This is a genomic window from Corynebacterium casei LMG S-19264 (assembly GCF_000550785.1).
GTDB classification, from domain to species: Bacteria; Actinomycetota; Actinomycetes; order Mycobacteriales; family Mycobacteriaceae; genus Corynebacterium; species Corynebacterium casei.
Genome location: NZ_CP004350.1, coordinates 2,249,879 through 2,271,432 on the forward strand (window position 1 = coordinate 2,249,879; position 21,554 = coordinate 2,271,432).

Consider the following 21,554-nt stretch of genomic DNA (forward strand, 5'->3'; position numbering starts at 1 on the left):
TACTCAAGATGCGGGTTATAAAATATAAGCTCCTTAGAAAGGAGGTGATCCAGCCGCACCTTCCGGTACGGCTACCTTGTTACGACTTCGTCCCAATCGCCGATCCCACCTTCGACAGCTCCCTAACAAGTTTAGGCCACTGGCTTCGGGTGTTACCAACTTTCATGACGTGACGGGCGGTGTGTACAAGGCCCGGGAACGTATTCACCGCAGCGTTGCTGATCTGCGATTACTAGCGACTCCGACTTCATGGGGTCGAGTTGCAGACCCCAATCCGAACTAAGGCCGACTTTCAGGGATTCGCTTCACCTCACGATGTCGCTGCCCATTGTATCGACCATTGTAGCATGTGTGAAGCCCTGGACATAAGGGGCATGATGATTTGACGTCATCCCCACCTTCCTCCGAGTTAACCCCGGCAGTCTCTCATGAGTTCCCACCATAACGTGCTGGCAACATAAGACAAGGGTTGCGCTCGTTGCGGGACTTAACCCAACATCTCACGACACGAGCTGACGACAACCATGCACCACCTGTATACCGACCACAAGGGAAAGACTATCTCTAGCCCAATCCGGTACATGTCAAGCCCAGGTAAGGTTCTTCGCGTTGCATCGAATTAATCCACATGCTCCGCCGCTTGTGCGGGCCCCCGTCAATTCCTTTGAGTTTTAGCCTTGCGGCCGTACTCCCCAGGCGGGGCGCTTAATGCGTTAGCTACGGCACAGAAGACGTGGAAGCCCCCTACACCTAGCGCCCACCGTTTACGGCATGGACTACCAGGGTATCTAATCCTGTTCGCTACCCATGCTTTCGCTCCTCAGCGTCAGTTACTGCCCAGAGACCTGCCTTCGCCATCGGTGTTCCTCCTGATATCTGCGCATTTCACCGCTACACCAGGAATTCCAGTCTCCCCTACAGCACTCAAGTTATGCCCGTATCGCCTGCACGCCCGAAGTTAAGCCCCGGGATTTCACAGACGACGCGACAAACCACCTACGAGCTCTTTACGCCCAGTAATTCCGGACAACGCTTGCACCCTACGTATTACCGCGGCTGCTGGCACGTAGTTAGCCGGTGCTTCTTATCTACCTACCGTCACCACAAGTGGCTTCGTCGATAGCGAAAGGAGTTTACAACCCGAAGGCCTTCATCCCCCACGCGGCGTCGCTGCATCAGGCTTGCGCCCATTGTGCAATATTCCCCACTGCTGCCTCCCGTAGGAGTCTGGGCCGTATCTCAGTCCCAATGTGTCCGTACACCCTCTCAGGCCGGATACCCGTCGCCGCCTTGGTAGGCCATTACCCCACCAACAAGCTGATAGGCCGCAGGCTCATCCCACACCGCAAAAGCTTTCCACCACAACATCCAAGAAGTGGTCATATTCGGTATTAGACCCAGTTTCCCAAGCTTATCCCAAAGTGCAGGGCAGATCACCCACGTGTTACTCACCCGTTCGCCACTCGAGTACCCCAGCAAGCTGAGGCCTTTCCGTTCGACTTGCATGTGTTAAGCACGCCGCCAGCGTTCATCCTGAGCCAGGATCAAACTCTCCACAAAAAATGCAAAAACATTAAGGCGAGAAAGCCCAAACCAAGCAAAAAAGACAAACAACACACAAAGCAACTCTACCAAGTGTGAAGCTGACCAAAAATTACTACATAAAGAAATCAACAAACCCAACCAGAACAAACTGACTGAGTAAGGTAAAAAGTGTTTATCCTGTATCACTACAGACAACAATTACATCGATATTCAATATGCACCGTTAAAATATTTAACTATTTTCAATGACACCCAATTAACGACAAGTGACATCCGGTACACACCAACAACCAAACACCCAAAAGAGTATCTAGCCCAACATAATCCTCATCCACACAACACAGACAAAAATAATATATCTAGTACATTGGCACACTATTGAGTTCTCAGACAACAATCGCACGCTCGATTAGGGCTTTCTATCTTCACCCCGCTCTTAAGCGGCTTTATTAAACTTACGCTATGGATTCGACTGTGTCAAATCCTTGCTTTGAAGTTCTTATTTGTTTCGCTTCGCGTTTACCTTGCGGCAACCTCTCGGCGACATCCATAAAGGTAGTTGATCTTCGTCGATTAAGGCAAATCGGGCTTTTCGATTGACAAATATCTGCACGTCACCGCCTATTTCAGGCGTCCTGCAATCGTTTGGCACATCATGAAGAAGTGCTTCCCTGCGACGCACAATGCCCGCCACCTGATTGGTGACGGGCATTAAATTGAACTTGCGTGAAGCTACTGAGATTTAGCGTCACGCTATTTCGCGTAGGCGTTTAGTGGTAGCAAGCGAGCAATCCACCAGGTCCCCCAATGACCTGAATCTGGGTATTAAAGATTGGAGTAAGCACTTCTTCCCGCATGATTTCTTCTGGCGTTCCGAAAGCCACAATCTGACCATCCTTTACCGCACAGATGTACTCGGCATAACGGGCTGCGTAGTTGATGTCATGAAGAACCACGATGATGGTGCGGCCAAACTCTTCGGCAGCTTCCTTGAGGTGGCGCATCATCTCCACGGAGTGAGCGATGTCCAAGTTGTTCAAAGGCTCATCGAGTAGCACGTAGTCAGTTTCCTGGCACAGAACCATCGCGACATATGCGCGCTGACGCTGCCCACCGGAGAGCTGATCTAGGTAGCGGTCTTCTAATGCGCCAAGGTGAAGGAAGTCAATGTACTTAGTAATGATCTCTTCGTCTTCATCGGTAAGACGTCCACTGGAATATGGGAAACGTCCGAAACCGACCAACTGGCGCACGGTCAGCTTGGTAATGAAGTGGTTGTCCTGTCGGAGGATGGAGACGATCTTGGCCAAGTCCTTCGACTTTGACGTGGAAATGTCCATCCCGGCGACCTGAATCTGGCCCGAGTCCATGCCGAGCAAGCGGCCAATCATTGTTAGCAGTGTTGACTTACCTGCACCGTTGGGGCCAATCAGCGCGGTAATGCCGCCCGCTGGGATCTCAAGGTTGACAGGGCCAATTTCGGTTTCTGAGGAATACGCCTTTTTGACGCCAGTCAGAGTAATCACAGTCGACCCTTTCTTAGGATGACGTACAGGAACACGGAACCGCCTACCAGTTCAATAATGATGGTGACTACGCCCTGTGCGTAGAACACATGTCTCATAATGAAGTATGCGCCGGTTAGGACTACAAAGCCAGTAATGGCGGCCATTGGGAACAAGAAGCGGTGGTCATAGGTTTCAGCGAACTGATACGCCAAGGTTGCCACGAGGAATCCAAGGAAGGTCATTGGACCAACGAGTGCCGTGGTGGTTGCCATGAGGATGGAAACCAGTACCAGCGTGTAAATCGCATTCGCCTTGTGATTAACGCCCAGGCTGATTGCGGCGTCGCGGCCGAGTGACAATACGTTGAGACGACGGGAGTTTAGATACATCAACGTAGTCGCGCCAATAATGAGCGGAACCGCAATGGGATAGTAGTCCGTATCAGCATTGGTAACAGAGCCAAATAGACGCGCGGTCAAAATGTCGAACTCACTTGGAGTCAGCATTCGTTGCATGAAAGTCGAAATCGAACCAAGGCCACCGCCGATGACGATACCGACCAACAACATAGCGTGCATATTCTGTGAGCGCCCGGTCAACAGCCAGGAGTACAGCAGCAGCGAGAGAAACACCATCAAGATGAGCTGGATGACGAACATCTCGAGCGTCCGGGCATTGTTGAGGCCAACAGCTCCGAAGAAGAAGATCGTCGAGGTGTGAATTACTCGGTAGAGCGATTCAAAACCCATAATCGATGGAGTCAGAATTCGGTTATTGGTCACTGTGTGGAACGCAACCGTCGCTACTGCCTGACATACGGCAACCAAGCCCATTGCGATTACACCGTCAAGACGGCGATTGGCGATGAGCCAGTACTCCTTGGTACCAAATTCCATCGGGTTTTCATAAGAAAGCAGACCAAATGAGAATAGGACTGCCATCACCGACATGACGATGATCATTATCCAGTATTTACGTGCCGCCTTTGCCGACTGGAACGCACCAACGTGACGCGTTTTTTCTTTGCCCTTGGATGCCATGCTGGCCTCTATTTTATTTGTCACGGGTTGACCTCACAATCAGTCCGACAAAGACTACTGCACCGACGATGCCCAAAATGACAGAAACTGGCATTTCAAAAGGCGAGATGATGGTTCGCCCAAGAAGGTCACACAGGGTCACAATCGTGATACCCAAGAGCAATACCCATGGAAGGTTGGAGCGCAGGTCATCACCACGGAACATGCTGACGATGTTAGGAACAATCAGACCCAAAAATGGCAACGCGCCCACGACAACGGTGACAACACCAGTTGCGATGGAGACCAAGGCTGTACCCAGAAGCAAAACCTGGTTGTAGTTCAACCCAATGTTTGTCGCGATATCCTCACCCAGACCTGCTGCTGTCAGTTTGTCAGCAAAGATAAATACCGCGATCACAACGAACAGAACTACCCACAGGACTTCATACTGACCCTTGTAGACCGAAGTAAATGAACCCATGAACCAGATTCCGAGCTGCTGGAGAGCATCAGTTGCCAGTGCGATAAAGGAAGATACTGCACTCACAACCGCGCCAAGCATGATGCCCACGATCGGGACAACCATGGACGAGCGGAGGGTAACCCTGCGTAGGAACAGGAAGAAGATCATCGTTCCGATAAACGCGAAAACAACGGCGACAATCATCTTGACCAGAACGGAAGACTGTGGGAACAGAATTAAACAGGTCAACAGGCCCAGGCCGGCCCACTCAGTAGTACCGGTGGTAGATGGTTCGACGAAACGGTTCTGAGTAAGAAGCTGCATGACCAAACCACAAATGGCCATTGCTGCACCAGCAAGGATAAGTGCGATTGTCCTAGGGATGCGGGTAATGCCGAACATCTCCCAGCCAAAGTCGCTGGTCAAAATGCTGTACTCGCCTACTGACAACGAGATCAACAGCAAGATGATAGTACCTAATGTTGCCACCGACAGCTTCCAGTTCCAGAGCTTTCCGCGGGAGCGGCGCTGCGGGACTACCGTCTCAGTACCCGCTGCCGGCGCATCTGCTGCTGGCGCCGAGCTCGAGGAGTTATCCATAATTATTTACCTTTTCAAACGGAAAACCGGTTGGGGCCTCAGGGTTTAAATTTCCCAAGGTCAACCGGTTTTCATCGCATTGGATTTTGCAGCTTAACTCAAGCTGCAACAGGGCTCTTAGTTCTGAGCCTCAAATGCGTCAGCGATGAGGTTGAGAATCTCGGTGTAGGTCACGATGTTCTCGTTGATGTAGGTGTCGGTAGGAGCGATAACGATGTTGTCCTCCCGAATTGCAGTGACGTTCTGCAGCGCAGCGCTGTCAGCAATCAGGTCAGATGCTGGGGAGTAATCTGGCTCTTCGGAAGAAATAGCTGCGTCACGGTCCAGAACCACCAGGTAATCAGGGTTGGACTCTGCAATTGCCTCAACAGAGATGTCATCACCTTCGTGGTTGGAAGAACCACCTTCAACCTCGAGGGATGGGGTGAAGCCAATCAGGTCAAACAGTGGGCCCCAGGTACGACCAATGGATGGAGCAATGTAGTTGATCTCGCCACCGGAAGTGTTAACCGCCATGACGGACTTTTCTGGATCGTACGCCTCCTTCGCACGCTCCAGAGCCTCGTTAAACTCATCAATGTGAGCCTGTGCCTCATCCTCGTGGCCGAAGATCTGACCCAGGTTCTCAGTCAGGCGAATCAGCTCTGCATCGAGTGGCTCTTCATCACGTGGGGTGAAGTCAACGAGGGTTGCCTCCGGAGCAAGCTCTTCGATGTCTTCGCCGTGCTGGGAGAAACGCTGGCCATTCCAGATCAGGTCAGGCTGTGCTGCAACAATCTGCTCCAGGTCTGGCTCGCGGTGGGAACCAAGATCAAACTCGATGGTGTCTTCGTTGTACTTATCGGACAAAGTGTCTGGAATCAGGCCAATTGGTGCAGCAGCCAGCTCAACATCCCACTCTGCAAGAAGCTCGAATGCGCGGTTGTCGGTGACAACTGGGTTCTCTACTGGCAGGGAGATGGTCTTCTCACCGAAGTTGTCTTCAACAACCAGTTCACCTTCGCCGGCAGCTGCTTCATCGGTTGAGTCTTCGGATGCGGAGGGATCAGAAGCGGTGGTCTCTGCAGCTGCGCCAGTGGAGTCAGTCTCAGAGTTGGAGCAGGATGCCAACACGAGGGATGCAGCAGCAACAGAAGCCACGAGGGCGTGACGGATCTTCATGGTTGTAGGTAAACCTTTCTCAGTAAAGTATTCATTCCGGGCTTTAAGGGATCTAGTAGAAAGTATTTGTTTTCCCCAAGCTCTGACAAGGCTAACCTAACTGAGGCAAGGATTAGTTACAAGACCAAAATTCATGATCGGGGGTAGCGGAACCCACCAGAAGTTGCACCCCCTAATCAGCCTTCAGGTGGAACTAGGGTGCAAAGCGCCAGTGCTCTACCCCTTTCCCACTGGATGAAATGGAAATAGCTCCCAAGATGTTGTGACATATGGCTCACCTGAAACGGCCAATTATGCGATTAGATCATCTACCGCCACTACCCCACCAGCAAGTTCAAACTCAGATTTAGCCTGGGCAAGCAAGGGAGCATCGGCAAGCAAATCTAGCGTGACCTGAGCCAATCCTACAGCGGAGTCGGCTGCGGCCTTCTTTGCCTCTGGGGTCTTAGCCCACGCCGCGAATGCCTCAGTGTGCAATGCCACGTCATCGGGAGAAACCTTGACCATGGGATGAATACCCGGCACGCGCTGGGACACATTGCCAAAGTCTGTCGATGCCGCCAGCGTATCTGGCACCGTCCCCTCTGGCAGCGCTACCCTGCCACGTTGGGTTTGGGTATCCGCCCAGCGTGCAGCCATCGATGGGTTATTGCGCACCGGCAACGACATCGGGTGCGGATCCCACTGAATCTCAAACCCACAACCCGCCATCAGCGCTGCACCCTCCACGATTTCATTAACACGCTGGGAAATGTCCATCAACGTGTCCACACCTAAAGAGCGAACGTATAGCTCGATGGTCGATTCCGCCGGGATAATCGACGGCCGGTGTCCACCCGCTGTGATGATGGCATGCAACCTATCGCTCGGCGGCATCTGCTGACGGAAAAGGCCTAGACCCTGGTACGCCAAAGATGCCGCATCGAGAGCATTTTTTCCCATATAGGGTTGGGAGCTGGCATGCGCTGCTACCCCATGGAAACGCACCGTGGCGGAACGACGCCCCACCCACGCGTGTGAAGCGATGTCATAGCCAAAGCCGTGGATCATTACCGCAGCATCGATGCCTTCCAAACTGCCGCCGCGAATCATGTACTCCTTGCCGGTATGGCCTTCTTCAGCAGGTGTGCCCTGTAAAACAATCCTGCCCTCAATACCTTCCGCGGCCTGCGAAGAAAGCACCTTCGCCGCTGCCAGGTATGCACCCACGCCAGATGCGGCAATTATATTGTGTCCGCAGGCATGACCAATTTCTGGCAGCGCATCATATTCCGCCATAATCACGATGCTCGGATCCTTGTCAGCATCAAAGCCCGGGGTTTGCACCGAAGATTCGAAGGCTGTGCTGACACCGTACACGCCAAGTTCAACATGGTGCCCATGGTCTTTAAGCACTTTGGCGAGCACTTGTTGCGAGCGCACTTCCTCAAAGGCTAGCTCTGGGTGCGCGTGCAGATCCTCAACGATGAAATCGAGGTCTCTCTGGATTCTCGCGACATAGCTATCCACTGCCGCCCACAGCTCTTGCTGCTGTGGGTAGGCATCTAGGCGCAGCTCTTGCTCTCCTTGTGCTTTTTGCGCAGCCGTCACCCTTGCTTCAATCAAATCCGACGTGGCGTCCAAGAAGGCAGTCGAGGGCACTTGCGGGTGCCGCAGACCCGGATTATCAAAATGACCAGAATTTTCAGTACACATGTTAGCTACCGATCATAACGCCATTTCCAGGGCCAAGCGGCAGGTCAACGAAGTACCACACCCCTAACAGTACCGCCCACGCTACCCAGAATGGGATAACAAAAGGAATCAGACGCGCCATCAAGGTACCAATTCCGGCGCGCGGTTCATAGCGCTGCAAGAGACCTAACATCACAATCAGGTAGGGATTCAGCGGGGTAATAATCTGCGTTGCGGAGTCACCCACGCGGAAAGCGGCCTGAATGAAGGCTGGCTCGTAGCCTAGCAAGGCGAACATCGGAACGAATACAGACGCCATCAGAGTCCACATGGAAGAACCGGAAATAATCAGCAGGTTCAGCAGCGATGCTAGGACACAGAACGCCAGGATCGCTGGGAAGCCGGTAAGACCGATTTGCTCCAGGAATGCTGCGCCCTTCACCGCACTGTAGGTACCAATGCCGGTCCAGGAGAACAGCGCGATGAACTGGCCCAAGATAAATGCCAGCACCAAAAATCCCATCATGGAAGCCAAAGACTGACCCATCATATCCACAACGTCTTTCATGCCCCGGATGGTTTTGACCACGTAGCCGTAGACCAGGCCCATGACGATGAAGTACGCGAAGATAATAAAGACGATGGAACTTAGTAGCGGCGAGGATGGTAAGAAGCCGCCTTCTTCATTGCGCCATGGGGAACCTGGCACCAAGACGGCTGCCAGAATGATCGCAGTCAAAATAACGATGGAAATAACGGACCACACCAGGCCGCGGGATTCTTCGGCAGATAGCTCAGCGGAGAGTTCGTTGCCCTCGGCATCGCGGTCGCCGCGTTCCTTGGCCTCTTCTGGGTCAATATCCTCTTCAGTCGGGACATCCTGGCGCCACATGCGTGGTTCCAGGACCTTATCGATGAGCCAACCGGCAATCAGCCCCAGCACAATCGAGGATGCAATATTAAAGAAGTAGTTGGACACTGCCGTGACTTCCTGGAAGTCAAAGTCCGGCAAAGTTTCCATCACCGCGGTTGAAATACCAGCGAACAAAGCATCCAACGAGGTTGGCACCAGCGCCGTGGAATAGCCCGCACCGACGGCGGCGAAACCACCCAATAGACCCGCTACCGGGTGACGGTTCGCTGCTTTAAACACCATCGCTGCCAGCGGCGGGATGACCACGAAGGCGGCGTCGCCCATAACGGAGCCAGTCACACCGATAACACCAACCGCATAAGGCAGGACGGCAGGGCGCGCTGAGCCAAAGAGCTTGCGAATCAGCGCTGAGAGCATGCCGGAGCGCTCCGCGATACCCACACCCAACAGAATGGGCAGCACGGTAACCAGCGGCGGGAAGCCGAGGTAGTTCTCGCCCATTGTGGTGGTCAGCCACGTCATTCCCTCACCAGTAAACAGGCCGTGAATCTCTTGCACTTCATCGCTGCCTGGCACTTGGAAGGTGATGTTTTGCCACGCAAAGATGGTGGACAAGATACCTGTTAGCAGGAATAACCCAAGGAAGATAGTAAATGGTTCGGGCAGCTTATTGCCTAGGTATTCAATACCGTTTAAGAATTTATCCAGCCACTTGGTACCAGTCGACTGGTTGTCTTGGTACGGGTCATGCTCGCTTGTCGATGTCTTCACAGACGAACTGGATTCCCCGACGTTCTCAGTTGCTCCTGAGTTTTCTAGATCGTCATGGGGTGCATGCTTTTTATCATCGGCCATGGCGCTCTCCTTTAGTCCAGTTAGGCGTCATACATTTTGCAACAGCGTATCCAGCCAAACTAATGAGACTTAAACCACGTCGCAACCGATGTGTGGGTCGCGGTACCAATCTGTTACCAATGCCCTCCCCCGCATCTAGCCCCTATTAATGCATGAAAACCCCTATTAACGACGATATTTAGCTAATTCTGTGAAAAATCAGCTGCGTATCGCGTTTGCCCCCGATTTATTCACCCCATGAAGCAGATTCTAGTCAGCTCTCCAGCCATTCTTTCAGCACCACCGCGTGATTAATATCGTGGTCTTTGGCCGCGTACATCAGCGAGACATCACCGTCATCAACCATCTCCTGCAACGTGGCCAAGTCTTCATTGCCACTGGAATCTGCCTCGGTCAGCTCCTCCTTATAGCGCTTAGAAAATTCTTTGAATTTGTCTTCATCATGGTCGAACCATTTGCGCAGATCCGGCGACGGCGCCACTTCTTTGAGCCAATGACCCGGCAAGTCTTCTTTCTTCACCCCGCGTGGCCACAACCTGTCCACCAAGACTTTCTTGCCCGGCGCAGTTTCTTTGCCCGAGACGTAGTCATGTACCTTTACTATCTTAATCATGCGAGCAACCCTTCCACGCGTACTCTAGTGCAACAGCAAATCTTCCACCTATTATTTAGCCATGTAGCCTTGACGATGCATCGATACGATTAGCTCTGAACGTGAGCTCACTTCGAAGTATTTCAGTAATCCCGATACTTGCTTCTTTACAGAGGCAATGTTCATCCCAATCTCCTCAGAAATTTTCTGATTCGACCGACCAAGACATACAAGATCTAAAATGCGAGCTGCCGTCGGGGCTAAACCACTGGTATCGGGCGATGTCGGACGTTCAGTTGCGTTTTCCACACGCGTCAGGAGCCTAGTCATAGCAGAAGACGAGACGACAGTTTCACCATGCATTGCAGCGTAAATACTACGACTGATTTCCTTGATACTGTCACCTTTTACTATGTATCCATTGGCACCATTTCGAAGCAGCTCCAGCATGGCTTCATCCCTGTCGTGGGCAGTGATTGCGATGAACCGGGGGCCATCCTGCTTATCCTTCAGCCTTTGAAATAGCTCAACCCCATCCATTCCAGGCATCCGAAGATCTGAAACTACAACGTCGACTGAGCAACGCTCCAGAATCTCTAAAGCGTGAAATCCATTCGTCGCCGTGCCAACGATCTCTAAACCCGCTTCTCCAGACAGGTATTTAAGTAAACTCCGCTGGAGCATCACATCGTCTTCAACAAGCAGAATCCTGATTGCTTTACTATCCATTTTTCGCGCATATCGGAAGAGCGGGGAACTTCTGACAAAAAGTTGCGGCTGGGTCGGTATAACCGAAAGAAACAGTCGAAATAAATAAATTAGTTATCGAAAAAAAGCTCATTTTCAATCCTGTCTTTAAGCTAACGGAATTATTATTGTTGTTTTCCATTGTTCCGGCGACTCAAGTCCCGAATGTATCTGGCCCCCGATGGAGGTAATCATGTCTTTTATTATGGAGAGACCTAACCCAGAGCTCTTCAACGCATCAAATTCTTCTGCCCTGAGGAAATTGCTAAAAGTAACCTGAACGTCTGAGTTCAAACTTATGACATTGAGCAGGACTGGCCGATTAACATCTGCGTACTTCAGCAGGTTGTTAGCTAACTCCGCGAAAATCGCCGCAATCACTGCCTGGAGGTCTGACTTCAACTTCACCTGGGTCCGTTCCCGAGGTTGCTCTATTACATTAAACCCATTGTCCTCCAATTCATGGACTGCCATATCCAAGGCGTCAGAAAAATACTCTGCCGTTGCAACTTTGCCCTGACCATTTCCTTTTGGTTTCGTAAGTATCTCCAGTAATTGTCTCGTTGACAGCAGGGCATTTCGAATTTCAATCTCGAGCGACCCCCGAGTCTCCTTGGATTGAAAATAGTCTGGCGACTTCTCTAGCTCGATCAGGACTTTTGTTAAAGATCCAGCAACTTGCGTGTGTAACGAAATTGCCATTTGAACAGAGCGTTCCGCTTCTTCTTTTCGAGCATTTTCGATGCGCAGAACCAGTTCAAAGAAAGCTAAAAGCACTCCCATGAAAACCACCATAAAGATAGCGGAGTTAAAATCCGGTTGCCAGTCACCAACCTCAGGCGCAATGCTATTGATATAAACCAGCACTATCGTAACTAGAAGAGCCCCAAGGTTTTTTCCACGAAACCACAAGATTGCGATCACCGGAATCCACGAAAGGAAGAACAAAACTGGATGCACGGTAGCGAAGTAGTACCCCGATAAGAATTGAATAATGGATACACCTACCACCGAATACCAAGCCGGCAGGTAAACAGCAGCTGGTATCGGGCCTCCCGCAGCAAGAGCTAGTGAAGCCTGCTGCCAGGTGATTTCGTCAATTCGAAAAGTGACTTCAACGATCACACCCAGGGTAGTAAAAGCCGCGATACCCCATGCAATTTTTGCTTTGGAATTGCTATTCATACCCACCCTTGCTCTTGGAACCATCAGGGGTAAAAGCCACAGACCTTTTATACACCGAATGATTAGTACAAATGCCATTTTGGGTTGCTTCCCAGCGGCAAATGTTCCGTATCCACAATTTTCCGAAACTCCAATGCGCTCGAAGTATACCCATATCTAGAATAGCAACACCCAGACATCAAAGATATAAAAGATTCTTGGTATCGCTTCCTAAAAGGCAAGGCATCGACATCCAGAGCTCAGATTCGCCAGTCACGACTGAGCCATTTCAATGGTCAAAGCGCTGAGGGAACTTAAGTTACCTTTCTACCGCCATTCAATCATTCCCCGAGTTTTTGAGGCTCAAGCCGGGCTAATATGCAACCATGTCTGCAACATCGCTTAGCCAAGGCAAGAAACCATCACAGCCCTCAGATACAAACAAATTTGCTACACAAGAACAAATGGCCGTGCACTTTTCAAGGAATTATTTCCAGAAAGCCTTGCGCCGCAACCACAAGATAGTAACTGCATAGACACCAAAGGAACTTCGCTATGCCAAACAACGGAATATTTGTTTCAAGCAGCTCCAGCTCCAGCTCCAGCTGGAAGCTGTGCAACAATCAATACCTTAAAATAGGGAGATTTGCCCATATAAATGACCTTGAAGATGCGCGCAAATGGCTAGACCATTCACCGACGTCTATTGGCGTCATTGAGTTGGCCTCCAGTTCAGACACAAATATATTAGAACTCACGACATTCTTAAACTCTCGATCGCCAACTCTGGTACTGCTGCCTGGCTTCAGCAAGGGGTTTGAGCAGATCCTTTCCGACTCGCCAAATTGCGGATTCGCCTGCACGACGGACTCCGCAGCGGCAATTGAACGGTGTCTCACCTCAACAATTAGGCATGGTTTTGGAGTCTCATCCTCCTTGCTCACTGGTCTCATTAGCTCACCCAAAGGATCACTATTTCGATCCTTTCTACCCCGCTTCACTGACGATGACCTCGAGATACTTAGGCATCTAAGTGCAGATCTCAAAACCGTGAGAATAGCGAGGTTAACGAACTACTCTTGCGCCTCAATCAATAGGAGAATCCGAAAATTCAACGAGATATTCGATACGTCAAGCAAGTCCGAGCTCACGTTCTATCTCCGGAATCTAATGCCCGAAGGTAACGAACATCTGTCGACCTTTAGTCTAAACAGGATCGAAATACAATAGAAAATTCATTATTGACACAGGTTTATCAACTAATACTAATTCTATTGCTAGAAAACTTCGCAAGAAATACGCTTTCCCTGTGAGGGGCCACCTTAAAGCCACTCAATCCATATTCACTATCGCTCGAGGGATAGGAGGGATAGTTGGAATCTTCGAGCAGAAAGGCTTCCAGCATGAAACACCGTGCTTTAGCTGCAATTTGTGCCAGCATTATCGGCTTTACCACAACAATTGGTTCAGCAAATGCTCACCCTAACTTTTCCCCTGAGGCTGTACCACCTTCATGGTCCAGTCACGAAGAATCGAAATCCGTTGAGGACACGACCGGATTCCAAACCTTTGCAAAGAAAGAAACCGGTCCTGCAGGAAGTTGTCGCCTGGTGATTTGGGATGTCGGATGGGATATGAACACCAATTGGCTAGGAGTTCAGGGCGCCCGTGAGAATTGCCTAAATACTGCGACGTTCACAGTTGAACTCAGAAAACACCGTGCACTTCTCCCAGACGCTGTGCTTGGTAGCGTCACGGGTTATGGAAACCAGACGGCTCGAGCATATGGGGCGTGTCAAGGGGCTGGCACTTACCATGGCAGGATCGTCAGCTCAACGGGAACAGTTCTTCGCGGCGATAACAGAGGCGCTTGTTAATCCCACACTTTCGCTCGTAACTTATATTTACTATTTCTGGCGTCGGATTCTATTATCCGGCGCCAGATTCCTTAAGGAGGGAAACCAAGTGTTAAAAGCATACGATATAACACGTATATTTTCAGGAGTCAGCGGGAAAAAGGTCGCGCTAGACCAAGTTTCCGCGACCTTCGAGCGTGGCATCACAACGCTCATTGGAGCGAACGGTAGCGGTAAGACGACTCTGCTGAAAATTCTTGCCACTATTGATTCCCCTACTTCTGGAACTCTACAACACAATGGCGAAACCATAGGTTTCAAGTCTTCTGAAGACTACCGCGACTGCATTGGCTATGTTCCGCAAGATGTGCGGTTTGTATCCGGCATGAAGTGCGATGAAGCGCTCGCTTACGCAGCATGGGTGTCCGGCATGTCCCGAAGTCAGGCTCAACCGCGGATACCAGAAGTACTTCAGCTAGTCGGCCTCAGTTTGAAGGCCAAGGAAAAGGTAGGGTCTCTTTCTGGTGGTCAAAACCGACGCCTTGGAATTGCCGCAGCACTGATTCATCGTCCAGATATACTGTTTCTCGATGAACCTACTGCAGGCCTTGACCCACAATCCCGCTTGGAAATCCGCGAGATTCTACAGGCTCTCGCTCAGCAAGCAACCATTGTGATTTCAACACACCTTATCGACGACGTAGAGGGCCTTAGCCAAAAGACTTTGGCTCTCCACGAAGGACGAGCTGTTTTTCACGGAACGTGGCATGAACTTTCTGCCGCTGCTGCTACTGACAACAGCCTGAATTCTTCAGATAAGCTTGAAAACGCACTCGCATTTGTCTCTCAACGTGCTTCAATCAGTAGTCAAGAGGAGGACGCGTTGTGATCGTGCGGAAATTGGGCTCACCAGCTCTACCTGCTCTTGGATTAATAAGCCTTGCTGTTGCCTTGGGGTTCTCCCTCTATTACAGCATTACTGGCTTTAGCGTTTCCTATGTCCGATGGCCAGATATTGACAGCACCGTTCGTTGGCTGACCTTTCTTTCAGGAACTTTCGTCAGCATTTGCAGTGCGTATAACGCGGCATCGCTCGCTGCTCCACGGGTCATCACAAATACCGGGTTGGGGAAAATCACGCCTTTCAGCCAGTTAGTTCGCGTTGCTTTGACCCTCAGCGTATACAGCATTCTGATGCTGGTTTTGGGACAGTTACCGCTGATTTTAAGGGCAACTGTCGACAATGAGAGCTTTCCTGTTGAATTCATCTTAACGGTTATCACGTGTGCGACATTCACGTTTTCCATGTCTCTGGTCGCAGTGTTTGTTGGCAAAGCCCTCAGCGCTTTCCCTTCCACCATAGCGGCAATCGTGATGGCCCCTATAGCGTATTTTGTATTTGTAATTGCGACGAACAGTCAATCAGTATGGGCGCTCGTCCCGGCGCGCGCACCGTATCAAGGCTTATTCAACCAGTTCAACGTATATAACCATTTTGTTCCAATGCCGCTCGCTATTTGTGCTGCTGGACTCCTGGTGTTGCTGCTGTGGGTAGTGATTTACAAAATGCGCAATCAACCTGTAGCTCGACAAAGCGGCGTCGCTATTTCAGGGATAGCCCTAGTCTCAGTGCTCCTTATCGGAGTCCAGGGCACAATTGGGCAGCCACACCAGGCAGAAAATGATGTTTGTAAAACCACCAATAACGGATCCGTAATATGTGTTAATCAAGCTGATCAACTTGCGTTGCCGGATATGGTGGAAGAGGCAAATGCAATGCTTACGCTTGCTCCTGCCGAAACTGCACCGGTCAACATGAATGAGTACAATTCAGGCTCTTTGCGGAAAGACCCTGACTCAAAAATACTCAGAATTGTTGGAGATGAAAGAAAAGCGGACTATTCCGATTTCGCGATGCACATCGTGGGAAGTTCAAACTGCACAACTGCTAATTCCGAAGGGGCGTACGTTGCAGAACGTGTTGCAGCCTACTTAATCACGGAATCTGGAGCAACCTCGAAAAATTTAGAAAGCTATGGATACTTATACATGGCTGTAAATGAAGATGGTGAGATTCGTGAGGCTTACAACCCACTTGATGAAGCTTCTCACGAAATGGCTAGTGCATTCCTCTCTTCGCATTGGGACGAAATCCATTCATGCAACGGCACGTACGAGATGCTCGACGCTGTAACGGGTTAAGGAGTTTATACATGCCGTTTAGTGCTCTTCGAAAGTCGATCCCAACGATTCCACTGGTTCTCCTGCTGATTTGTATTCCAATTATGAATTGGGGTCTCGGGGACGGGAGTTTCGTGCTAATTGAGGTTGGCTTAGAAACTGTCCCCATTGCACATATCGAAATTCTCACAAATCTAACCGCGATTGCTGTCATGGCATTAATTGTTCCAACGATGCCAAGTGTAGATATCTGGCGAACCCGCGCGAAAAAACTAGCATTGGCTCGCTACGTTTGTGCGCTATTCATAGTGCTTATCATCGCCACCTCAGCTGCCATCATATTTCAAGTAATTTTTCTGAAAGGTGCCACGGGAGCGATATACGTGGAAGTTCCTGAAAGCGGTCTCATTGTCAACAACAGCACCCTCATCGCGGCTGTAACGGCAATTATTATCCCGTTCATTGGAAGACTTCGGGGTATCCCTTTCGTGATCCTTTTATGGGTTGCGGGTATGACGCCTCTCTACGTAGATCATACGATTCATCTGTGGCCGTTAGACTATTTCAAACAACCAGGACCCTGGTTTTCATGGCCGCATATCATCACAACGTCGCTCGCTGTAGTTGTGGCGGGAGTCATTCAATATCGAACCGCCGGCTTGAGTCGTAGCGCAGTGGATTTCGAGAGAGTTCATGGATAACCTTCTTAAATTCTATGGAAATTTGCAATACGCAGCTTCTGACTTTAAGAAGCACGACGGCAAGTGAAATGCACACATTGCCATTTTGGCTTAGTTGGTACGCGCGCTCCGGATAGATGGTGATAACTGGGCCATTCGGATTTTGTTTAAGGCGGCGATGTCATGTCGTGAGACATATCGCCACCTTCGATGTTCCAAAGTGCTCGTGACGTTTCCCTGAAAAGCGATCAGCACGTTGTCATGGGATGGACGACAGATTCGACCGTAGTCGTCTGCAATTGTTTGGGTTATGCCGTGACTGAGGAGGTAAGGGCCGCTCAGTCAGCGACTAATCAATCGTTTACACATCCCCAGCCGTCTGCATCGGTACAGGTGCCGAAACTATGCCCGGGCATGTGCTGCGCTCCATCGATGCCGGTGTATTCCGCATAAAATCTTTTGCCCTTTTTAAGGACGGTGCCGAAATCACGCCGGGCGCGTCTTTTAGTAGCCATGGCGGAAGTTCTTCCCGGCTCCGGGAATCGTAATGGAAATACTTCCCGTAACTTTCCAGTAACCAATACGGTTCAAGTTCACTCATGGCCACTTGTGGCATGCCACTATCATAGGCACTACCAGCACAGACATAACAAAACCCCCGGTCAATAACGACCAGGGGAAATGCTATAAGTGGAGTTGCCGGGACTTGAACCCGGGTCCTCCGTCATCTTGCCAGGGCTTCTCCGTGCGCAGTTCGCGCGGGATCTCTGCTCGGCTCTCCGGCTCGGACGAACACGTTCCGGATGATGAGCCCAGTCGCCAGTAGAAGTCCCGTCTGGTCCTGTCGACCCAGCCAGACGGCAAGTTCCCTAGTCGATGCCAGGTTCTAGGTCAGGAACAAAACCTAGGCTGACAGACACGCGTCGCTGTAATTAGGCAGCGAGGGCGTAGTCACGCTGAGAGTTCTTCTCTGCGTTTATTGGTTGCTACGACGCTTAACGGTGGTCTCTAGCCTTCACCGGCACGCTTCCCCTGGCTCAATGAGCGAAGTCGAAACCAAATCAACCCCATTGCTGTAGGCGGGATGTGCATCTTCCTACAGTCGTTACAACACTACAGCAGCACGGTTCATTCCCACAAGCTTGCGGCGCAAGCGAAGCTCTCGCCAGCAAACCTGCTTTCAGCTTTCCTCGGCGAAGCAATTAGGCGTTGATGCCCTTGATACGCCGGCCAAGCTCACGCGTGATGTCCCGGTCCTGGTCGCGGCGCTTGATGTCCTCGCGCTTGTCGTAGTCTTGTTTACCTTGGGCAAGACCCAACTCTAACTTTGCATAACCGTTGCGCAGGTAAACCTTCAGCGGAATCAGGGTCTTATTGCCATCACGGACTTGGCCCATGATTTTGTCGATTTCACGACGGTGCAACAACAACTTCCGGGTGCGCTTAGGCGAATGGTTCGTCCACGAGCCCATGGAGTACTCCGGAATATGCAGATTGCGCAGGAAAACCTCACCGTTATCTACGGTTGCAAAAGCATCGGTTAGAGAAATCTTGCCTTCACGTAGTGATTTAATTTCCGTGCCCAGCAAGACAATGCCACACTCGAATTCCTCGAGAATTTTATAGTCATGGCGGGCACGCCGGTTAGTCGCCAACGTTTGAGTACCGTCAGCGCCTACCGCATTCTTTTTCTTCTTGCCCTTTTTAGCCATAATAATTAACCCTACCTGCACTAAGGGCTGCTATTCAAGAAAAGAACGGACAACATAATGCTTGTCCGTTCTTTCGTATTGAATTTGGTGCTGGCGGTTAGCAGCGCGAAGTCAGTCGCACTATTTGCGCACGTAGGCCCGCAAAGTAACCGAGGCCGTAATCGCCGCAGCCAAAATAGCGGCAATGCCAACCAGTGGCCACGAGACCCAAATATCAGAGGTTCGAATCGGCGCCAGCAGCTGAGATTCGTACAGGGATGCAAGCGAAGAATCCACGATCGTAGACTTCGCGGCAAAGACGCCAAGTCCGGCCAGAACCACACCGATAAACGATGCCACCACCGCTTCCAATACGAATGGTGCCTGGGTGATCCAGCGAGAAGCACCCACCATGCGCATGATGCCAATTTCCGTGGAACGGTTATAGGCGGCGATCTGCACCATGTTCGCAATCAAGAAGATGGCAGCAACCGCTTGCACAAATGCCAGCAAGAAGGTGGCATTTCGAATCGAGTTAAGGTTATCCGTCGCCGAACGCACTTCTTCGACTTGGTCAACGATGGTGTCCACCTGCGGTAGGTCACGCACTGCATCAATCGGCGCGGTATCGGTCGGGTTAACTAGTCGCACATGCAGCGCAGCTGGCAATGCATCAGGGGAAGTTTCTTCTACCAGCACTGGGTCGGTGTCTTGGAAGACTTCGACAAAGCGCTGATAAGAGTCCTCACGGGAGCGATAAGTTACTGTCTCTACCCCGTCATCAGCTTCCAGCAGCTCTTTAACCTCGACACAGGCGTCAGTAGAACAGTCCTGGTCAGTGTTGGAGATTTCTTCATCCAGCTGAATCATCACCTCGACGCGCTCGAGATAAATCGCTTGGGTTTCGCGCGCCATATTCGACACCAAGACACCGGCTACCACCAGCGCGACTGAAATCGCGGTGGTAATCACCAGCGCGATGGTCATGGTAAGGTTGCGGCCTAAACCTTTGAAAGCTTCACGGAGAACAAATTTAATCTGCATTGTTTTTAAGCCTCTCCGTATTCCGCGTTGTGCTCATCGCGCGCCAGGTTGCCATTGCTCAGCTCAATAACTCGCTGACGTGCATCATTAACGGCACGCGCATTGTGCGTGGACATCACCACGGTAGTGCCGTGGCGGTTGATTTGATTGAGCAAGGTCAAAATTTCATCAGCGGTGCCAGGGTCCAGGTTGCCGGTGGGCTCATCGGCAAGCAGCAACTTCGGGCGGTTTACAAAAGCTCGCGCCACAGCAACGCGCTGCTGTTCACCACCGGATAGCTCAGCTGGCATGCGGTGGGCTTTCGTCCCCAAGCCAACCATGTCAAGTACCTCAGGCACTTGCTTTTCGATGCGGCTTTTCTTCTTCCCAATCACTTCCAACGCGAAAGCCACGTTGGAGTACACATCAAGCTTGGGCAGCAGGCGGAAATCCTGGAAGACATAGCCAATGGATTGGCGCAGCTTGTTAATTTCTGTGCCTTTGAGCTGATTAACGTGGAAGTCATTGAAGTAAATATCGCCGGCCGTAAGGTTCGTCTCACGCACCATCAGCTGCAAGAACGTGGATTTACCAGAACCAGACGGGCCAATGAGGAAGACGAATTCGCCGTCTTCGATCTTAAAAGACACATCATTTAAGGCCGGTCTGGTGGAGGTGGAATAAACCTTGGTTACATTCTCGAACGTGATCACAGGTGCAACACTAGCAACATTAGATGCGTACGAAAACTAAAATACAGGTTTATTCAGTATTTACAGCCCGTGCCCATCTGCCTTTCAGGCTTCGCGCATCTCTGCCATGCGCCAGCGAATGCCTGCTTCGAGGAAGTCATCAATATCGCCGTCGAGTACCTTCGATGGATCGCCCACTTCATGGTTAGTGCGCAGGTCCTTGACCATTTGATAAGGATGCAGGACATAAGAGCGCATCTGATTACCCCACGATGCATTACCGCCGGCACCGAGTGCATCCATTTCGGCGCGCTCTTCTTGGCGCTTGCGCTCCAACAGCTTCGCCTGCAGCACGCGCATCGCAGACGCCTTATTTTGAATCTGCGATTTCTCATTCTGACAGGTCACCACAATGCCCGTGGGCACGTGCGTTAAGCGCACTGCCGAGTCCGTGGTGTTGACGGACTGTCCGCCAGGGCCTGAAGAGCGGTAGACATCCACGCGGACTTCCGCATCGGGGATCTCAATAGAGTCAGTCTGCTCCACGACGGGCAAAACCTCGACCTCGGCGAAGGAAGTCTGCCGGCGGTTTTGGTTATCAAAGGGCGACAAGCGCACCAAGCGGTGTGCGCCTTGTTCGACGGACAACGTGCCGTACATATATTCACCGTGGACTACAAAAGTCGCCGACTTGATGCCGGCTTCTTCGGCATAAGAAATGTCATAGACATCCACCTTGTGCCCGTGCTTATCTGCCCAGCGGGTGTACATGCGCATGAGCATCTCCGCCCAGTCCGCCGCATCCACGCCACCGGCGCCAGAGCGGATATTAATCACTGCTTCACGCTGGTCATATTCTCCAGAAAGCATGGTTGTTACTTCCAAAGATTCGATGGCTTCGCGCAGGTCGGCAAGTTCTTCATCGACAAGCGATGCATCGCCTTCCTCTTCTGCAAGCTCATACATCACCGGCAGATCATCCAAGCGCTGCCGCAGCGATGACAGTTTCTTGAGCTTGCTCTGGGTCGAGGACAGCTCCGAGGTAACTTTCTGCGCATGGTTTGGGTCATCCCACAGTGATGGATCACCGGCCTGAGCTTCCAGCTCACGCGCCCGTTCTTCAAGCGCACGCGGATCCATGACCTTTTCAATAGTGGTCAAGGTGGCAGAAAGATCATCAATCGCTGCAGAAATATCCGGTTGCATGGCACTAGAGTCTACCGCGC

The 21,554-nt window shown here is 51.2% G+C and carries 16 protein-coding genes, 1 rRNA gene and 1 other RNA gene; 3 read left to right on the forward strand and 15 right to left on the reverse strand.

Translation table 11 applies throughout. The features are described from left to right. Nucleotides 1–37: 37 nt before the first annotated feature. From CCASEI_RS10325 to CCASEI_RS10370, 10 genes are all read right to left on the reverse strand, one after another. Nucleotides 38–1,560 (reverse strand): 16S ribosomal RNA (locus CCASEI_RS10325). Between the two features lie 755 nt (nt 1,561–2,315). Further along, complete coding sequence (locus tag CCASEI_RS10330) at nt 2,316–3,071, reverse strand: iron ABC transporter ATP-binding protein (protein ID WP_006823419.1); 756 nt, start codon at nt 3,069–3,071, stop codon at nt 2,316–2,318. Continuing rightward, complete coding sequence (locus CCASEI_RS10335; RefSeq protein ID WP_025387937.1) at nt 3,068–4,093, reverse strand: iron chelate uptake ABC transporter family permease subunit; 1,026 nt, start codon at nt 4,091–4,093, stop codon at nt 3,068–3,070. Before CCASEI_RS10335 ends, CCASEI_RS10330 begins: the two co-directional genes overlap by 4 nt. A 13-nt stretch (nt 4,094–4,106) precedes the next feature. Then, nucleotides 4,107–5,138, reverse strand: coding sequence for an ABC transporter permease (locus CCASEI_RS10340; protein WP_025387938.1), 1,032 nt, complete (start codon nt 5,136–5,138; stop codon nt 4,107–4,109). Between the two features lie 117 nt (nt 5,139–5,255). Further along, nucleotides 5,256–6,299: a siderophore ABC transporter substrate-binding protein gene (locus tag CCASEI_RS10345; RefSeq protein ID WP_025387939.1), complete on the reverse strand. Its 1,044-nt coding sequence runs from the start codon at nt 6,297–6,299 to the stop codon at nt 5,256–5,258. A gap of 291 nt (nt 6,300–6,590) precedes the next feature. After that, entirely contained in the window at nt 6,591–7,994 is a 1,404-nt protein-coding gene (locus CCASEI_RS10350; protein ID WP_025387940.1) for a M20 family metallopeptidase, read from the reverse strand. Between the two features lies 1 nt (nt 7,995). Next, nucleotides 7,996–9,702 carry an AbgT family transporter gene (locus tag CCASEI_RS10355; protein WP_006823424.1) on the reverse strand — a complete coding sequence of 569 codons (1,707 nt, stop codon included), beginning with the start codon at nt 9,700–9,702 and terminating at the stop codon, nt 7,996–7,998. Between the two features lie 253 nt (nt 9,703–9,955). Next, nucleotides 9,956–10,315: a DUF488 domain-containing protein gene (locus CCASEI_RS10360; RefSeq protein WP_006823425.1), complete on the reverse strand. Its 360-nt coding sequence runs from the start codon at nt 10,313–10,315 to the stop codon at nt 9,956–9,958. A 51-nt stretch (nt 10,316–10,366) separates the two neighbouring features. Continuing rightward, nucleotides 10,367–11,023, reverse strand: a complete 657-nt coding sequence (locus tag CCASEI_RS10365) for a response regulator (RefSeq protein ID WP_006823426.1) — start codon at nt 11,021–11,023, stop codon at nt 10,367–10,369. Between the two features lie 126 nt (nt 11,024–11,149). After that, complete coding sequence (locus tag CCASEI_RS10370; protein WP_025387942.1) at nt 11,150–12,226, reverse strand: sensor histidine kinase; 1,077 nt, start codon at nt 12,224–12,226, stop codon at nt 11,150–11,152. Between the two features lie 1,740 nt (nt 12,227–13,966). On the opposite strand from CCASEI_RS10370, the gene CCASEI_RS10380 reads away from it, so the two are divergent. The 3 genes from CCASEI_RS10380 to CCASEI_RS10390 are packed head-to-tail and all read left to right on the forward strand — an operon-like array spanning nt 13,967 to nt 16,943. Continuing rightward, nucleotides 13,967–14,950 (forward strand): ATP-binding cassette domain-containing protein, encoded by a 984-nt coding sequence (locus CCASEI_RS10380; RefSeq protein ID WP_050808132.1) that lies wholly within the window; start codon nt 13,967–13,969, stop codon nt 14,948–14,950. Further along, complete coding sequence (locus CCASEI_RS10385) at nt 14,947–16,263, forward strand: hypothetical protein (protein ID WP_006823429.1); 1,317 nt, start codon at nt 14,947–14,949, stop codon at nt 16,261–16,263. Before CCASEI_RS10380 ends, CCASEI_RS10385 begins: the two co-directional genes overlap by 4 nt. A gap of 11 nt (nt 16,264–16,274) precedes the next feature. Continuing rightward, entirely contained in the window at nt 16,275–16,943 is a 669-nt protein-coding gene (locus CCASEI_RS10390; protein ID WP_025387945.1) for a hypothetical protein, read from the forward strand. Between the two features lie 667 nt (nt 16,944–17,610). On the opposite strand, the gene ssrA is transcribed toward CCASEI_RS10390, so the two are convergent. The 5 genes from ssrA to prfB form a co-directional block, all read right to left on the reverse strand. Then, nucleotides 17,611–17,991: a transfer-messenger RNA gene (ssrA, locus tag CCASEI_RS14800) on the reverse strand. A gap of 133 nt (nt 17,992–18,124) precedes the next feature. Continuing rightward, nucleotides 18,125–18,634, reverse strand: a complete 510-nt coding sequence (gene smpB / locus CCASEI_RS10395) for an SsrA-binding protein SmpB (RefSeq protein ID WP_025387946.1) — start codon at nt 18,632–18,634, stop codon at nt 18,125–18,127. Nucleotides 18,635–18,754: 120 nt separating this feature from the next. Next, on the reverse strand, nt 18,755–19,657 hold the full coding sequence (ftsX, locus tag CCASEI_RS10400; protein WP_025387947.1) for a permease-like cell division protein FtsX: 903 nt from the start codon (nt 19,655–19,657) through the stop codon (nt 18,755–18,757). Nucleotides 19,658–19,662: 5 nt separating this feature from the next. Next, nucleotides 19,663–20,349: a cell division ATP-binding protein FtsE gene (gene ftsE / locus CCASEI_RS10405; RefSeq protein WP_025387948.1), complete on the reverse strand. Its 687-nt coding sequence runs from the start codon at nt 20,347–20,349 to the stop codon at nt 19,663–19,665. Between the two features lie 84 nt (nt 20,350–20,433). Further along, complete coding sequence (gene prfB, locus CCASEI_RS10410) at nt 20,434–21,534, reverse strand: peptide chain release factor 2 (protein ID WP_025387949.1); 1,101 nt, start codon at nt 21,532–21,534, stop codon at nt 20,434–20,436. Nucleotides 21,535–21,554 lie beyond the last annotated feature (20 nt).

Excerpts from the sequence above, each read along its gene's own strand:
- CCASEI_RS10335 (WP_025387937.1), bottom strand. The coding sequence starts at position 4,093 with ATGGCATCCAAGGGCAAAGAAAAAACGCGTCACGTTGGTGCGTTCCAG.
- CCASEI_RS10340 (WP_025387938.1), bottom strand. The coding sequence starts at position 5,138 with ATGGATAACTCCTCGAGCTCGGCGCCAGCAGCAGATGCGCCGGCAGCG.
- CCASEI_RS10345 (WP_025387939.1), bottom strand. The coding sequence starts at position 6,299 with ATGAAGATCCGTCACGCCCTCGTGGCTTCTGTTGCTGCTGCATCCCTC.
- CCASEI_RS10350 (WP_025387940.1), bottom strand. The coding sequence starts at position 7,994 with ATGTGTACTGAAAATTCTGGTCATTTTGATAATCCGGGTCTGCGGCAC.
- CCASEI_RS10355 (WP_006823424.1), bottom strand. The coding sequence starts at position 9,702 with ATGGCCGATGATAAAAAGCATGCACCCCATGACGATCTAGAAAACTCA.
- CCASEI_RS10360 (WP_006823425.1), bottom strand. The coding sequence starts at position 10,315 with ATGATTAAGATAGTAAAGGTACATGACTACGTCTCGGGCAAAGAAACT.
- CCASEI_RS10365 (WP_006823426.1), bottom strand. The coding sequence starts at position 11,023 with ATGGATAGTAAAGCAATCAGGATTCTGCTTGTTGAAGACGATGTGATG.
- CCASEI_RS10370 (WP_025387942.1), bottom strand. The coding sequence starts at position 12,226 with ATGAATAGCAATTCCAAAGCAAAAATTGCATGGGGTATCGCGGCTTTT.
- CCASEI_RS10380 (WP_050808132.1), top strand. The coding sequence starts at position 13,967 with ATGGAAACCAGACGGCTCGAGCATATGGGGCGTGTCAAGGGGCTGGCA.
- CCASEI_RS10390 (WP_025387945.1), top strand. The coding sequence starts at position 16,275 with ATGCCGTTTAGTGCTCTTCGAAAGTCGATCCCAACGATTCCACTGGTT.
- smpB (WP_025387946.1), bottom strand. The coding sequence starts at position 18,634 with ATGGCTAAAAAGGGCAAGAAGAAAAAGAATGCGGTAGGCGCTGACGGT.
- ftsX (WP_025387947.1), bottom strand. The coding sequence starts at position 19,657 with ATGCAGATTAAATTTGTTCTCCGTGAAGCTTTCAAAGGTTTAGGCCGC.
- prfB (WP_025387949.1), bottom strand. The coding sequence starts at position 21,534 with ATGCAACCGGATATTTCTGCAGCGATTGATGATCTTTCTGCCACCTTG.